Annotated in this window: 17 protein-coding genes; 13 read left to right on the top strand and 4 right to left on the bottom strand. The window is 60.6% G+C overall.

Features of this window, described 5'->3' with window-relative positions; genetic code table 11:
* Window positions 1-178 precede the first annotated feature (178 nt).
* The 13 genes from mnmG to Q1M07_RS05930 all read left to right on the top strand — a co-directional run bounded on the left by mnmG (window position 179) and on the right by Q1M07_RS05930 (window position 11,457).
* A complete protein-coding gene (gene mnmG / locus Q1M07_RS05990; RefSeq protein ID WP_300452039.1) occupies window positions 179-2,095 on the top strand; it encodes a tRNA uridine-5-carboxymethylaminomethyl(34) synthesis enzyme MnmG in 1,917 nt (638 codons plus the stop codon).
* Window positions 2,092-2,739 (top strand): 16S rRNA (guanine(527)-N(7))-methyltransferase RsmG, encoded by a 648-nt coding sequence (gene rsmG, locus Q1M07_RS05985; protein WP_300452037.1) that lies wholly within the window; start codon window positions 2,092-2,094, stop codon window positions 2,737-2,739. The genes mnmG and rsmG overlap by 4 nt, the downstream gene beginning before the upstream one ends.
* Before the next feature lies 1 nt (window position 2,740).
* Complete coding sequence (locus Q1M07_RS05980; protein ID WP_300452036.1) at window positions 2,741-3,550, top strand: ParA family protein; 810 nt, start codon at window positions 2,741-2,743, stop codon at window positions 3,548-3,550.
* Complete coding sequence (locus Q1M07_RS05975) at window positions 3,547-4,386, top strand: ParB/RepB/Spo0J family partition protein (RefSeq protein WP_300452034.1); 840 nt, start codon at window positions 3,547-3,549, stop codon at window positions 4,384-4,386. Before Q1M07_RS05980 ends, Q1M07_RS05975 begins: the two co-directional genes overlap by 4 nt.
* Before the next feature lie 145 nt (window positions 4,387-4,531).
* Window positions 4,532-4,894 (top strand): ATP synthase subunit I, encoded by a 363-nt coding sequence (locus Q1M07_RS05970; RefSeq protein WP_300452032.1) that lies wholly within the window; start codon window positions 4,532-4,534, stop codon window positions 4,892-4,894.
* A gap of 17 nt (window positions 4,895-4,911) precedes the next feature.
* Window positions 4,912-5,682: a F0F1 ATP synthase subunit A gene (gene atpB, locus Q1M07_RS05965; protein ID WP_300452030.1), complete on the top strand. Its 771-nt coding sequence runs from the start codon at window positions 4,912-4,914 to the stop codon at window positions 5,680-5,682.
* A gap of 96 nt (window positions 5,683-5,778) precedes the next feature.
* Window positions 5,779-6,042 carry a F0F1 ATP synthase subunit C gene (atpE, locus tag Q1M07_RS05960; protein WP_085953067.1) on the top strand — a complete coding sequence of 88 codons (264 nt, stop codon included), beginning with the start codon at window positions 5,779-5,781 and terminating at the stop codon, window positions 6,040-6,042.
* Window positions 6,043-6,084: 42 nt separating this feature from the next.
* The gene (locus Q1M07_RS05955; protein WP_300452028.1) at window positions 6,085-6,555 is read left to right on the top strand and encodes a F0F1 ATP synthase subunit B; all 471 of its coding nucleotides are present in this window, start codon (window positions 6,085-6,087) and stop codon (window positions 6,553-6,555) included.
* Between the two features lie 4 nt (window positions 6,556-6,559).
* On the top strand, window positions 6,560-7,096 hold the full coding sequence (locus Q1M07_RS05950) for a F0F1 ATP synthase subunit delta (RefSeq protein WP_300452026.1): 537 nt from the start codon (window positions 6,560-6,562) through the stop codon (window positions 7,094-7,096).
* Window positions 7,097-7,106: 10 nt separating this feature from the next.
* On the top strand, window positions 7,107-8,645 hold the full coding sequence (atpA, locus tag Q1M07_RS05945) for a F0F1 ATP synthase subunit alpha (protein ID WP_300452024.1): 1,539 nt from the start codon (window positions 7,107-7,109) through the stop codon (window positions 8,643-8,645).
* An 18-nt stretch (window positions 8,646-8,663) separates the two neighbouring features.
* Window positions 8,664-9,527, top strand: coding sequence for a F0F1 ATP synthase subunit gamma (gene atpG, locus Q1M07_RS05940; protein ID WP_300452023.1), 864 nt, complete (start codon window positions 8,664-8,666; stop codon window positions 9,525-9,527).
* 37 nt (window positions 9,528-9,564) lie between these two features.
* Complete coding sequence (gene atpD / locus Q1M07_RS05935; protein WP_300452021.1) at window positions 9,565-10,965, top strand: F0F1 ATP synthase subunit beta; 1,401 nt, start codon at window positions 9,565-9,567, stop codon at window positions 10,963-10,965.
* A gap of 69 nt (window positions 10,966-11,034) precedes the next feature.
* Window positions 11,035-11,457 (top strand): F0F1 ATP synthase subunit epsilon, encoded by a 423-nt coding sequence (locus Q1M07_RS05930; protein WP_300452020.1) that lies wholly within the window; start codon window positions 11,035-11,037, stop codon window positions 11,455-11,457.
* A gap of 105 nt (window positions 11,458-11,562) precedes the next feature.
* On the opposite strand, the gene Q1M07_RS05925 is transcribed toward Q1M07_RS05930, so the two are convergent.
* Genes Q1M07_RS05925 through Q1M07_RS05910 form a run of 4 tightly spaced genes read right to left on the bottom strand, consistent with a single transcriptional unit; the run spans window position 11,563 to window position 14,258 of the window.
* Complete coding sequence (locus tag Q1M07_RS05925; protein WP_366983983.1) at window positions 11,563-12,135, bottom strand: SCP2 sterol-binding domain-containing protein; 573 nt, start codon at window positions 12,133-12,135, stop codon at window positions 11,563-11,565.
* The gene (locus Q1M07_RS05920; RefSeq protein WP_300452016.1) at window positions 12,135-13,037 is read right to left on the bottom strand and encodes a TIM44-like domain-containing protein; all 903 of its coding nucleotides are present in this window, start codon (window positions 13,035-13,037) and stop codon (window positions 12,135-12,137) included. The genes Q1M07_RS05925 and Q1M07_RS05920 overlap by 1 nt, the downstream gene beginning before the upstream one ends.
* Before the next feature lie 17 nt (window positions 13,038-13,054).
* Window positions 13,055-13,795: a bifunctional demethylmenaquinone methyltransferase/2-methoxy-6-polyprenyl-1,4-benzoquinol methylase UbiE gene (gene ubiE / locus Q1M07_RS05915; RefSeq protein ID WP_300452014.1), complete on the bottom strand. Its 741-nt coding sequence runs from the start codon at window positions 13,793-13,795 to the stop codon at window positions 13,055-13,057.
* 37 nt (window positions 13,796-13,832) lie between these two features.
* A complete protein-coding gene (locus Q1M07_RS05910; protein ID WP_300452012.1) occupies window positions 13,833-14,258 on the bottom strand; it encodes a DUF971 domain-containing protein in 426 nt (141 codons plus the stop codon).
* Window positions 14,259-14,277: the final 19 nt, after the last annotated feature.

Raw genomic sequence — 14,277 nt, 5'->3', positions numbered from 1 at the left:
CGGCCCTGGCAGCGGCAGATTTCCTTTGCCTGGCCCTGCGCTAATGAACGGGTCCGGCCGACCCCAAAAGCCATTCTAATGCCTCTTTGAGACACCTGAAACCTGTTATGTTTCAGCGAACTGGCGTAGAATCCCGTTCTTTCCCGTCGGTCCGCCGCGCGCCAGATGGCAATCGCCCATGCTTTTCCCTGAACGTTTTGATGTCATCGTAGTCGGTGGCGGCCATGCCGGCAGCGAGGCGGCGCTGGCTGCCGCACGCATGGGAATGAAGACCCTGCTGCTGACGCACAACCTGGAAACCCTCGGTGCCATGAGCTGCAACCCTTCGATCGGCGGGATCGGCAAGGGCCACCTGGTGAAGGAGATCGATGCCCTCGGTGGAGTGATGGCCGAGGCGGCGGACGAAGCCGGCATTCAGTTCCGGATTCTCAACTCGAGCAAGGGCCCGGCCGTGCGCGCAACTCGTGCGCAGGCGGATCGCGTGTTGTACCGGCAAGCCATTCGGTGCCGTCTCGAGCGCCAGCCGAATCTGATGACCTTTGCCCAGGCTTGTGACGATCTGATCCTCGACGGTGATCGCGTCGCTGGCGTGGTGACTCAGCTGGGCGTGCGTTTTTCTGCCCGGGCCGTCGTCCTGACCACGGGAACCTTTCTCAACGGCCTGATTCACGTCGGTTTGTCGAATTACACTGGCGGACGCATGGGAGATCCTCCGGCCACTTCGCTGGCCGCGCGCCTGCGCGACCTGGAGTTGCCAGCCGGCCGCCTGAAGACCGGTACGCCACCGCGGCTCGACGGTCGAACGATAGACTTTTCGGTTATGGCCGAGCAGCACTCAGACGATCCGCTACCGGTGTTTTCTTTTCTCGGCGACGCGGCGCAGCATCCGCCGCAGCGGCCGTGCTGGATTACCAGCACCAATCCGCGCACGCACGATATCATTCGCGCCAATCTCGATCGCTCGCCAATGTATACGGGTTTGATCGAGGGTGTCGGGCCCCGTTACTGCCCTTCGATCGAGGACAAGATTCATCGTTTCGCGGCCAAGAACAGCCACAACGTATTTCTCGAGCCGGAAGGCTTGGCGACTCACGAGGTCTACCCTAACGGCATTTCCACCAGCCTGCCTTTCGATGTTCAACTGGCGATCGTACGTTCGATCCGCGGGCTGGAGAATTGCCACATCCTGCGCCCCGGCTATGCCATCGAGTACGATTACTTCGACCCTCGAGCGCTCAAGTCCTCGCTCGAGACCCGGGCTATCGGCGGCCTCTTTTTTGCCGGCCAGATCAATGGTACGACGGGCTACGAGGAGGCCGCCGCACAAGGCCTGCTGGCGGGTGCCAATGCCGCACTATGGGCAGGCGAGCGGGACGCCTGGACCCCGCGCCGTGACGAAGCCTACCTGGGAGTGCTGGTCGACGATCTGATTACGCGCGGCGTGTCGGAGCCCTACCGGATGTTCACCAGCCGCGCCGAGTATCGTTTATCGCTGCGCGAAGACAATGCCGACCTGCGGCTGACCGAGGCGGGTCGGCGACTCGGTCTGGTGGACGACCGGCGCTGGCGAGCGTTTTCCGACAAGCAGGCGGCAATTGCCCGCGAACAGGAGCGCCTGAAGTCGACCTGGGTCAACCCCCGAACGGTCGGCGACGATCAGGCGACACGAGTCTTCGGCAAGCCACTGGAGCACGAATACAGTCTGTACGAATTGCTGCGCCGCCCGGACGTCGGCTATGCCGCGCTGATGACCTTGGACGCGAAGGACGTATCGGTCGACGCCGGTTTGCGCGACGCGCAGGTCGTCGAGCAGGTCGAGATTCAGGCGCGCTATCAGGGCTACATCGAGAGGCAGCAGGACGAAGTGGCAAAGAACCTGGCGAACGAGGCAACGCGCTTCCCGAAAGACTTCGATTTTGGCGGGATCAGCGGTTTGTCGAAAGAGGTCCAGCAGAAGTTGGCGGCCCAGCGACCGCAGACTCTCGGCCAGGCGTCGCGCATTCAGGGAATGACGCCGGCGGCGGTCTCGATCCTGTTGGTCCACCTGAAGCGTGGCGAAGCGGGCCGAGCGAACGAGAGAACCGGCGTGCAATGACGCCGGCGGCTCAGCTTGCCCAGGGCTTGCTGGCGGCGGGCATCGATCTGCCGACCACCGCGCAACGGCAACTGCTCGACTATGCGGCACTGCTCAGCAAGTGGAACAAGACCTACCGCCTGACTGGGCTGAGCGATCCGTCACAGACCGTCAGTCATCACTTGCTCGATTCGCTCGCGGTACTGCCTTTCGTCGGCGCGCCACCGCTGCTCGATGTTGGCAGCGGGGGTGGTATGCCGGGCATACCCTTGGCGATCGCCCGGCCGACGCTGGACGTGGTACTGCTCGATAGCAATTCGAAGAAAGCGGCCTTCATGCGCCAAGTGGCAATCGAGCTTGGCTTGGCGAATATTGCCGTACACTGCGGTCGGGTCGAGGACTATCGGCCGTGCGCCGACTTCGCGACGATCACGGCGCGTGCCTTTTCGCCGCTGAGCGAGCTCGTGAAACTGTCGCGTCATTTGCTGGGCGAGGGCGGTCACTGGCTAGCCATGAAAGGTGCCTGGCCACGGGACGAGATCGCTTGCTTGCCGGCGGACCTGCGGGTCAACGGGATACATCGGCTGGTGGTGCCCGGCGTCGATGGCGAACGGCATCTGGTGGTGATGAGCAAGAAGCACGCTGAGCATTCGGGGGATGGTTGATTTGGCAAAAATACTCGCGGTAACCAATCAGAAGGGCGGGGTCGGCAAGACGACGACCGCAGTCAATCTCTCGGCCTGCCTTGCCGAACTCGGCCAGCGCGTGCTGCTGATCGATCTCGACCCGCAGGGCAACGCGACCACCGGGTGCGGCGTCGTCAAGCGGGTCGCGATGCCGACGGTTTACGAGGTTCTGATTGGTCGCTCGACGGTCGCCGATACGCGATTGCGGACCGAATTCGGCTTCGATCTCTTACCCGCAAATCGCGAGCTGGCGGGCGCCGAGATTGACCTGATCGATCTCGGTCAGCGCGAATACCGCTTGCGCGATGCGCTCGCCGATCTCCAGGGGAGCCATGATTTCGTCCTCCTGGATTGTCCGCCAGCGTTGAACATGCTGACCGTCAATGGGCTGGTCGCCGCCGATGCGGTCATGATCCCGATGCAGTGCGAATATTACGCGCTCGAGGGTTTGACCGACCTTGTCGCAACACTGAAGAAAGTGCGTGCCAATCTCAATACGGTGCTCGAGATCGAAGGGCTGTTGCGAACCATGTTTGACCCACGTTCGACACTGACGCAGCAGGTGTCGCGCGAACTCGAAGGGCATTTCGGAAGCAAGGTCTACCGAACGATCATTCCACGCAACGTTCGCCTTGCGGAGGCTCCGTCCTACGGCAAGCCGGTGATCGCTTTCGACCGCAGTTCCAAAGGCGCCCAGGCCTACCTGCTGCTGGCGCAAGAGATTCTCGATCGGCGCGGAGGTGCCGGACGAGCCAGCGCCAGCCGTGTCGCACCAGGAGCCGAACCATGAAATCGAAAGGTTTGGGACGTGGACTCGACGCCTTGCTGGCCGGCAATGAAGCGTCGAACAGGGAGCAGCAACGGCTGCTGCCGGTGGGCCACATCCAGCCCGGCAAGTATCAGCCGCGGACCCGTATGGACGCCGCGTCGCTCGAGGAACTGGCGGCTTCGATCAGGGTACAAGGGCTGATGCAGCCAATTCTGGTGCGCCCGGTCGGCGACGACCGTTATGAAATCATCGCCGGCGAACGGCGCTGGCGAGCGGCGCAGATGGCCGGGCTGACCGAGGTGTCGACGCTCATCCGCGAGATCCCGGATGAGGCCGCGCTGGCGATGGCCTTGATCGAGAACATTCAGCGCGAAAACCTCAATCCGCTCGAAGAAGCCCTTGGTCTGCAGCGTCTGATCGACGAGTTTGCGATGACTCACCAGCAGGCGGCCGACGCCGTCGGGCGCTCGCGGCCGGCGGCGTCGAACCTGCTGCGCCTGCTGCAATTGGCGGCTCCGGCACAAGAACTCCTGATGTGTGGCGAGATCGACATGGGTCACGCCCGAGCGCTGCTTCCGCTCGCTGGCGCGCTGCAGGTTCAACTGGCGCAACGCGTCGTACAGAAAGGTCTGTCGGTGCGCGAAACCGAACGCCTCGTTCAGTATGCCCTGCGGCCGCCCAAGGAAACGGCGCCCAGGAAACCTGATCGCGATCTTCTGCGGTTGCAGGACGAACTGGCCGACCTGTTGGGGGCGCAGGTAACGATTCGGGCCAATAAGGCCGGTGCCGGCAGGCTCATGGTCGAGTTCGGCGACCTCGACCAACTGGAAGGAATTCTGCAGCGCCTACGTCATTGACGCGTCGCACCAATTACGCCTGTCGAGAGCTGCTCGAATTTGGCTGTAAGGCAGGTTTTATCGAGCAAAGACAACTTTTTTGCATGTGCGGTTTGATTCCTCTATGCGAGTCTGGTATCCTGCCAACGTTTTGGAGGGGTTAGTCGTGCATCCTCAAGTTCGCTGGGTGTTGCGCCGCCAGTTGGGCGTGACGCTGGCGGTGGCCTTGGTGGCCGGGCTGGTACTTGGGGTTAACGCGGCTGTTTCCGCCCTGCTTGGCGGGGGTATCGCGATGGCCAGTGCCCTCGCTTACGCCTGGCGGGCTTTGCGGCAGCCGAGCACGGCAGCTGCTGATGCGAAGAAGGCATTCAATGCTCAGGTCGCCGGCGAAGCCTACAAGTTCGCTGTTACCCTGTTGTTGTTCGCCCTGGTTTTCAAGAGCTACGCACAGCTCGCCGCCTTGCCGCTCTTCCTGGCCTATGTTGCAACGGTTGTCGTTTATTGGATGGCGCTGCTCCGGCAGCAATAGTCAAACAGGGGAAAAATATGGCTTCGGGCGAGGCATTAACGACGAGCGGTTACATTGTTCATCACCTGACCAATCTGTCGGTCGGACAGGGCTTCTGGACCTTTCACCTGGATAGCCTGATCGTCTCGGGACTCCTCGGCCTTTTCGCCTTCGTTGGCATGGCGAAACTCGCCTCCCGGGCGAGCGTCACCAACCCCGGCAAGATGCAGACCTTGGTCGAACTGATCGTGTCCTTCGTCGACCAGCAGGCGAAGGATACCTATCATGGCCGCAGTCCGCTGGTGACACCGCTGGCGATCACCATCTTCATCTGGGTTTTCCTGATGAACGCGATGGACCTCATCCCGGTCGATTTCCTGCCGGTGCTCCTCGGTTTTGCCGGTGTTCATTATTTCAAGGCTGTGCCGACCACCGACCCGAACCTTACCTTCGCCATGTCGCTGACCGTGTTTGCCATCATGCTGGTGATGGGCGTCAAGGTAAAGGGTGTCGGGGGTTTCCTGCATGAAGTCTTTACCGTGCCCTTCGGTGCCAAGCTCGCGCCGCTGAACCTTCTGTTCCGTATCATCGAGGATGTCGCGAAGCCGATCTCACTGTCGCTGCGCCTGTTCGGCAACATGTACGCTGGCGAAATGGTGTTCATCCTGATCGCCCTGATGGGCATCTGGCAGCTCCCTCTGGCCTTGCCTTGGGCCCTGTTCCACATCTTGATCATCACCTTGCAGGCTTTCGTTTTCATGATGCTGACCATTGTCTACCTGTCAATGGCCAGTGAGTCCCACGGCTAGTGGACGGAAACGCCGAGTCTTGTCTCAGTTTGATTCACGTTGTCCCTGTTTAACCCGTCTAGCATGTCTTACTAGGAGAAAGTAATGGAAGCCGCTCTGTCTATGTTGCTTGGTAATACCGCCATCGCCGTCGCCATCCTGATCGGTGCGGGTGCTCTCGGGACCGCCATCGGATTTGGTATCCTCGGTGGCCGATTCCTCGAAGGAGCCGCTCGCCAGCCGGAAATGATCCCGACTCTCCAGGTCAAGATGTTCATCGTTGCCGGTTTGCTTGACGCGGTTACCATGATCGGTGTCGGTATCGCGCTCTTCATGCTGTTTGCCAATCCCTTCATCGCCGTCGTCAAGGCCGCTGGCTAACCGCTTTTCTCCTATTGGATCAACTCTTGACAGGAGGTTAGCGTGAACATCAACGCAACGCTGTTTGGCGAAGCGATCTGGTTCGGTGTCTTCATCTGGATCACCATGAAGTACGTCTGGCCACCGCTGCAAAAGGCCATGGCTGATCGCCAAAAAATGATCGCCGACGGACTCGCCGCCGGCGAGCGCGCCAAGCACGAGCTGGAGCTCGCCGGCAAACGTTCCGCCGACGCCCTGCGTGATGCCAAGGCGAAGTCCGCCGAGATCGTCACAGCGGCCGAAAAGCGCGCCGCGCAGATGGTCGAAGAAGCAAAACAGACCGCCAAGGTCGAAGCCGACAAAGTGGTCGCCGCCGCCAAGGCCGAAATCGCGCAACAGGTCGAACACGCTCGCGCCGAACTGCGTGGCCGTCTCGCCGACTTGGCTGTCGCTGGTGCCGAGCGCATCCTGAAGCGCGAAGTCGACGCCAGGGCGCACGCCGAGATGCTGGCCGCGCTCAAGCAGGAACTCTAAAATCATGGCCGAACTCGTTACCATCGCCCGTCCCTACGCTGAAGCGGTTTTCCGCATCGCGCTGGAAAACAAGGCGCTAGCGGCCTGGTCCGAGCGGTTGTCGCTGCTTTCCGCCATTGCCGGGGATGAACGGATGCATTCGTGCATCGGCAACCCGGAACTGTCCGCCACCCAGAAGAGCGCGCTCTTCAAGTCGCTGGTCGGGCGGACGGTGGACGGAGGCGAGGCCAATCTGATCGACGTTCTCGCCGCCAACGAACGGCTGTCCGCCCTGCCGGAAATTGCCAGTCTTTTCGAGGCGCTCAGGTCGGCCCAGGAAGGCGTCAAAGAAGCGACGATCTACAGTGCCTTTCCGCTTGACGAGGCGCAGCGCACGGCGCTGATCGAAGATCTGGAAGCGCGCTTCAAGACCCGGCTAACTGCCGAAGTAGTCGTCGATCAATCGCTGATCGGCGGCGTAAAGATTGTCGTTGGCGACCAGGTTCTCGATACCTCCGTACGCGGAAAACTCGAGGGCCTGAGGTTGGCGCTCAACAACTAGGAGAATTTCCATGCAGTTGAATCCTTCCGAAATCAGCGAACTGATCAAGAGCAAGATCGAGAATCTTGCGATCAGCGCCGATCTCCGTACCCAGGGCACCGTCGTTTCGGTGACCGACGGTATCTGCCGCGTGTATGGTCTGACCGACGTCATGCAGGGAGAAATGCTCGAGTTTCCCGGTAACACCTTTGGCATGGCCTTGAACCTCGACCGCGACTCGGTTGGCGCGGTGGTTCTCGGCGAATATGACCAAATCAGCGAAGGCGACACCGTCAAGACTACCGGCCGTATTCTCGAGGTGCCGATCGGCCCTGAACTGCTCGGTCGCGTGGTTAACTCGCTGGGCCAGCCGATCGACGGCAAGGGTCCTCTGAACCACAAGCTGACCGACAAGATCGAAAAAGTAGCCCCTGGGGTGATCTGGCGCAAGTCTGTCTCGCAGCCGGTGCAGACCGGTCTGAAGTCGATCGATGCGATGGTGCCGATCGGGCGCGGCCAGCGCGAACTGATCATCGGCGACCGGCAGACCGGCAAAACCGCGGTCGCCGTCGACACGATCATCAATCAAAAAGGCCAAAACCTGATCTGCATCTACGTCGCGGTCGGTCAGAAGGCTTCCACCGTTGCCAACGTCGTACGCAGGCTTGAAGAGAACGGCGCCATGGCCTACACCATCGTCGTCGCGGCCACCGCTTCCGAATCGGCGGCGCTGCAATACATCGCGCCCTACTCCGGGTGCACGATGGGAGAATACTTCCGTGATCGCGGCCAGGATGCGCTGATCATCTACGACGATCTGACCAAACAGGCCTGGGCCTACCGTCAGGTTTCCCTGTTGTTGCGTCGCCCGCCCGGGCGCGAAGCCTATCCGGGCGACGTGTTCTACCTGCACTCGCGCCTGCTCGAACGCGCGGCGCGCGTTTCCGAGGAATGGGTCGAGAAGTTCACGAACGGCGAAGTCAAGGGCAAGACTGGCTCGCTGACCGCGCTGCCGGTCATCGAGACGCAGGCTGGCGACGTCTCCGCCTTCGTGCCGACAAACGTCATCTCGATCACCGACGGTCAGATCTTCCTCGATACCGACCTCTTCAATGCCGGTGTCCGCCCGGCGATCGACGCCGGCATTTCGGTTTCGCGTGTCGGCGGTGCCGCTCAGACCAAAGTCATCAAGAAGCTCGGCGGTGGCGTGCGCCTGGCGCTTGCCCAGTACCGTGAGCTGGCCGCTTTTGCTCAGTTCGCGTCGGACCTCGACGAAGCGACCCGCAAGCAGCTCGATCGCGGTCGTCTGGTCACCGAACTGATGAAGCAGCCGCAGTACTCGCCGCTGTCCGTTTCCGAAATGGCGATCACTCTGCACGCGGTGAATAAGGGACTGTTCGACGATGTCGCGGTGAAGAAGGCTTTGGTTGTCGAGAAGCAGATGCACGGCTTCGTCAAGCAGAAGTATGCCGACCTCATCAGCAAGATCGAAACCACCAAAGATCTTGACGCCGACGCTGAGCAGAAGCTCACCAAGGCGATTGAGGAGTTCAAGGCCACCCTGGCCTGATCGATCGAGGAGATTGCCATGCCTAGCGGCAAGGAAATCCGCAACAAGATCAAGAGCGTCGAGAGTACGCGCAAGATCACCAAGGCCATGGAGATGGTGGCGGCCTCCAAAATGCGCAAAGCGCAGGACAGGATGCGGGCGGCCCGCCCCTACGGCGAAAAGATCCGGCAGGTAGCCGGCAATCTTTCGCACGCCCTGACCGATTATCGTCATCCCTTTTTGACCGTACGCCCACAGGTCAAGGCGATCGGCTTGATCACCGTCACCTCCGACAAGGGACTCTGCGGCGGTTTGAACACCAACGTCCTTCGTCTCGCGCTGAGCAAAATGAGGGAGTGGGATGCCGAGGGAAAGAAACTGCGGGTCACCGCGATCGGCAACAAAGGCTTGGGGTTCATGCAGCGTGCCGGTGCCAATGTCGTATCGCAACTCACTGGGCTCGGCGACACACCGCACCTCGAGAAGCTTATCGGTCCGGTCAAGGTGCAACTCGATGCGTACATGAAAGGCGAGACGGACGTTCTCTACATTGCCTTTACACGCTTTATTAACACGATGAAGCAGGAACCGACGCTCTATCAGTTGCTACCCTTGTCTGGCGAGCTCGTAGGGGGAGAGAGCAACCGTTGGGATTACCTCTACGAACCTGATGCCAAGACGGTTATCGACGACCTGCTGGTGCGCTACGTCGAGGCGATGATCTACCAGTCCGTCGCCGAGAACATGGCTTCCGAGCAGAGCGCGCGGATGGTCGCCATGAAGTCGGCCTCGGACAACGCGAAGAACGTCATCGGCGAGCTCAAACTGGTTTACAACAAGGCTCGCCAGGCAGCGATCACCAAGGAACTGTCGGAGATCGTCGCCGGCGCGGCGGCCGTCTGACCACGGAATAGTTAGTTTATTGATTAGGGATACGACGATGAGTCAAGGAAACATTGTTCAGTGTATCGGTGCCGTGGTGGACATCCAGTTCCCGCGCGACGCAATGCCCAGGATCTACGACGCGCTCCTGCTCGACAAGGCGGAGGAATCCGACATGTGCGAAGCCGAGTTGATGTTCGAAGTCCAGCAGCAACTGGGGGATGGTGTCGTGCGCACGATTGCCATGGGGTCTTCCGACGGACTTCGCCGCGGCATGAAGGTCAACAATACCGGCGCCGGCATTTCGGTACCGGTTGGCAACGCAACGATTGGCCGCATTATGAACGTTCTTGGCCGACCGATTGACGAAGCCGGTCCGATTGCCACCGACGAACGCCGCGAAATTCACCAGTTGGCGCCGAAATTCGACGAACTGTCGCCTTCGGTCGACCTGCTGGAAACCGGGATCAAGGTTATCGATCTCGTCTGCCCATTCGCCAAAGGCGGCAAGGTGGGCCTGTTCGGGGGCGCCGGCGTTGGCAAGACCGTCAACATGATGGAACTGATCAACAACATTGCCAAGCAACACTCCGGCCTGTCGGTTTTTGCCGGGGTCGGTGAGCGGACGCGTGAGGGCAACGACTTCTACCACGAGATGAAGGAGTCCAACGTTCTCGACAAGGTTGCCATGGTTTTCGGCCAGATGAACGAGCCGCCGGGCAACCGTCTGCGCGTGGCGCTGACCGGGCTGACGATGGCCGAGCGTTTCCGTGACGACGGGCGCGACATCCTCTTCTTCGTAGACAACATCTATCGTTACACGCTGGCGGGTACCGAGGTTTCGGCGCTACTCGGCCGAATGCCTTCCGCGGTTGGTTACCAGCCCACACTGGCCGAAGAAATGGGCCGCCTCCAGGAGCGGATCACGTCTACCAAGGTCGGCTCAATCACCTCGATTCAAGCCGTGTATGTACCGGCCGACGACCTTACCGACCCTTCGCCGGCGACGACCTTCCTGCATCTGGACTCGACCGTCGTGTTGTCGCGCGACATTGCGTCGCTCGGCATCTATCCGGCTGTCGACCCGCTCGACTCGACTTCGCGCCAGCTCGACCCACAGGTGGTCGGCGAGGAGCACTATAGCGTCGCCCGCGCGGTACAGATGACCCTCCAGAAGTACAAGGAGTTGCGAGACATCATCGCCATTCTCGGTATGGACGAACTGTCTCCGGAAGACAAGCTGGCCGTCTATCGGGCGCGCAAGATTCAGCGCTTCCTGTCGCAACCATTCAGTGTGGCAGAAGTCTTCACCGGCTCGCCAGGCAAGTACGTACCGCTCAAGGATACGATCAAGGGGTTCAAGATGATCGTCGAGGGCGAGTGCGACAACATCCCCGAGCAGGCTTTCTACATGGTTGGCGGTATCGAGGAAGTGTTCGAGAAGGCCAAGACACTCTAGGCGGCTTCAGAGAACGTCGTTTCCGCACCGCGAGCGGTGTGGAAACGAACTCCAGCAAGGAAGGAAATCATGTCCATCAGAGTCCATGTAGACGTTGTCAGCGCCGAAGAGTTGATTTTTTCCGGCCAGACCGACTTCGCGGTATTTCCTGGCGAAGCCGGCGAACTCGGCATCTACCCGCGGCATGCCCCGCTGCTGACCCGTATTAAACCGGGAACAGTTCGGCTGAAAATCCCTGACCGTGACGAGTATGAACTCGTCTACGTCTCGGGCGGCATGCTCGAAGTCCAGCCTGCTTTGATCACGGTTCTCGCCGACACAGCGATTCGCGCCCACGATCTCGACGAAGCCAAGGCGATGGAAGCCAAGAAGCGGGCCGAAGAAGCCCTCAGAAATCGTTCTTCAGACGTTGGGCTGGCCACAGCAGAGGCCGAACTGGCGCAGGCCGTTGCCCAACTACAGGCGATCAAGAAGCTGCGCAGTCGTCACTAACAACGACCAAGGATGTTGGCGCAGGAGGGGGTTCTCCCCGGCGACAAAAAAGGCAGCTCGCAAGCTGCCTTTTTTGTCGCTCGGAGCATCGAATCTACAAATCTCTCAAGGAACTTCGAAGCGAGCGAGTCGTTTCTCGAAACGCGCAAAGTCATCACGCAAAGCATCGACCTCCGAACAGAAGCGCTCGACATCACGGCGATGTGCGATCGCGGCGTCCTCTTCACTGAAATACTCGGCCGCGGCCTGAGCCAGGCTCCTTAGGCCCTGCCTATGCCAATCGCCCACGCTTTTGGCAACGCGCAGCGCGCGGTGCGCAAGGACATCGCCACACAGTTGCGACAGATCGTGCTCGACGTCCCAAGCGATATTGCGAAAGACGAATCCCAGTGTCTCCGCCAAATCGACTGAACCGGCAATGGTCGCTGAAGAAAAAAGTGCTCCCCGGTCAAGCGCCGCGCGCAGCAGCGCATCATTAGGCAAACGAATGCTGACTGCCGGCGGGAGTCCCGTGTCGTCGGCTGCGAACTGCCCGGCTTCCGTTATTCTGACCACCCAGGCGAGCCCGCCGCACTCCAGCCGTGCCGTTTGCCCGGCAAACGGCAGCAATCGATCGCGCGCCCAGCTTTCGCCGGCCAGAACGTGATTGAGCAGGCGCAGGGCGCCTTCGAAGACCATCAGAAACCGGCCAGTTGCTGAATGCCGGCCACTACCCAGCCTTTGCCGCCCTCGATCGGCTTGGTGAGGTTCCAAACCTCGTCGAAAGGCTCCGCCGCTGCCTCGGCTTCTTCGCGAATCATCCCGCTGAAGCGAACGCTGGCCACGTGTCGGCCGGTCTCCGTCGCCAGATCCAGCAACTGGGCGTTCAAAATGACGACGTCGGTCTGTTGTGGCGCCTTGTTCCTTTCGTCGAATTGCAGCCGGATCTCGGCGAAAAGTTCCGGGCTAACAAACTCGCGAATGTCTTCAAGATTTCCCGCGTCGTTGGCCGCTTGCAGACGGAGGAAGTTAAGTTTGGCGACGCGTAGAAATCCTTCGCTGTCGAAGTCCGCTGGCACCTCATGCTCGGTACGGTCAAGGCACTGGAGTTTCCTCTCGACGTCGCCGGTGGCTGACGACGATCCGCTCTGAGCGGCCTCGAAGCTCGACGATGGCGCCATGCCGGGCCCACCGACGCCGGCGTATTCCATCGCTTCACCGGACAGCGGCGGCGCCTTGCGGCGAAACAGCAGCTTGAAGACGAGCACCACCGCCACCACCAGGAGCCCAATCATTAGTGCATTCGCCAAACCCTCACCCATGCCAAGATGAGACAGCAGCGCGGCAATTCCCAGGCCGGCGGCGAGTCCCGCCAGCGGGCCTAGCCAGTTTCGTTTTGGCGCTGTCGCTGCCGCTGGAGCCGCCGCCGGGGCAGAGGGCGTGATGCTGTTCTGGGCTGGTGGTGTCGCCTGCTTTTGTGTGACCGAATCCCTTTGCATCCCAGTCGATTTGCCACCACCCAGTCGCTTGGCTTCGGCGTCTCCGACCGCGAGACCAAGAGAAAGCAGGCAAACACCGAGTGCCATGAAAACTCTTTTCATGTTGCAATCCTCTTCTGTCAGAACTTGAATCCACGATGCAGAGCGACGATGCCCAATGCCATGTTCTCGTAATCGACCTGCTCGAGGCCGGCTTGTTCCATCAGCAACTTAAGCGCCGCCTGATCCGGATGAACCCGGATCGACTCGGCCAGATAGCGGTAACTCTCCTCATCATCGGTAATCAGCCGACCGAGGCGGGGAATTACCTTGAACGAGTAGAAGTCGTAAACCGGCGCGAGCGGCTTCCAGATCTGCGAGAACTCGAGCACCAGAAGACGTCCTCCTGGGCGAAGAACGCGCCGCATTTCGGCCAGCGCCAGATCTTTGTGTGTCATGTTGCGCAGCCCGAAGGCGACGCTTACACAGTCGAAGTAGTCGTCGGGAAATGGGAGTTTCTCGGCGTCACACTGCGCCACCGGAAGGATGTAACCCTTGTCGCTCAGCCGATCGCGACCGCGGGTAAGCATCGCCCGGTTGATGTCGGTCAACCATATCTCGCCGCTTTCGCCGACCTTTTTGGCGAAAGCCAGAGCCAAGTCGCCGGTGCCTCCTGCCACGTCAAGCACGCGCGCGCCCGGCCGCACGCCACTTCTGGCAATCGTAAGCGCTTTCCACAGTCGGTGGAGGCCGCCGGACATGACATCGTTCATCACGTCGTAGCGCTGAGCGACGGAATCGAAGACGTCGGCGACGCGCTGCGATTTATCGCCTTCATCCACCTCCTGAAAGCCGAAATGAGTGCGCTTACGGTCGTTCATGGTTCAACGCCAAGGGAGTTCCGGGCGGCCATGACGATCAGCGATTGCCGCAACCGCTTGATGTTTTGACCAAGGGCGTCGGGCAGGCTGCCGGATCGCGGCTGCCGCCTTCCCGCTGCAGTCGGTCGACGTACGCCTGCCATAGTTCATCCCGGTGAGCGCCCAGGTTGTACAAAAGATCCCACGAGTACAACCCGCTCTCGTGGCCGTCCGAGAAGACAGGCCTGATGGCGTAGTTGCCTACCGCCTCGACGCGTTCGATACAGACGTCACGTTTGCCGACCGGCAGGACTTCCTGACCGGGTGCGTGACCGCGTGCCTCGGCGGAAGGGGTGTAGACCCGAAGGAACTCGTAGCTCAGTTCGAAGCGCTGACCATCATCGAAGGTCAGCTCGAGAATACGCGACTTCTGATGCAGCCTGATCTCGGTCGGTGTCTTGGTGGTCTCGTCCAGGCCGGCCATGGGCGTTCCTGATTATAAT

The sequence above is a fragment of the Accumulibacter sp. genome (assembly GCF_029255285.1).
Taxonomy (GTDB): Bacteria; Pseudomonadota; Gammaproteobacteria; order Burkholderiales; family Rhodocyclaceae; genus Accumulibacter.
Note: the sequence above shows the minus strand (reverse complement) of the source record. Positions and strands in the feature narration are given on the sequence as shown.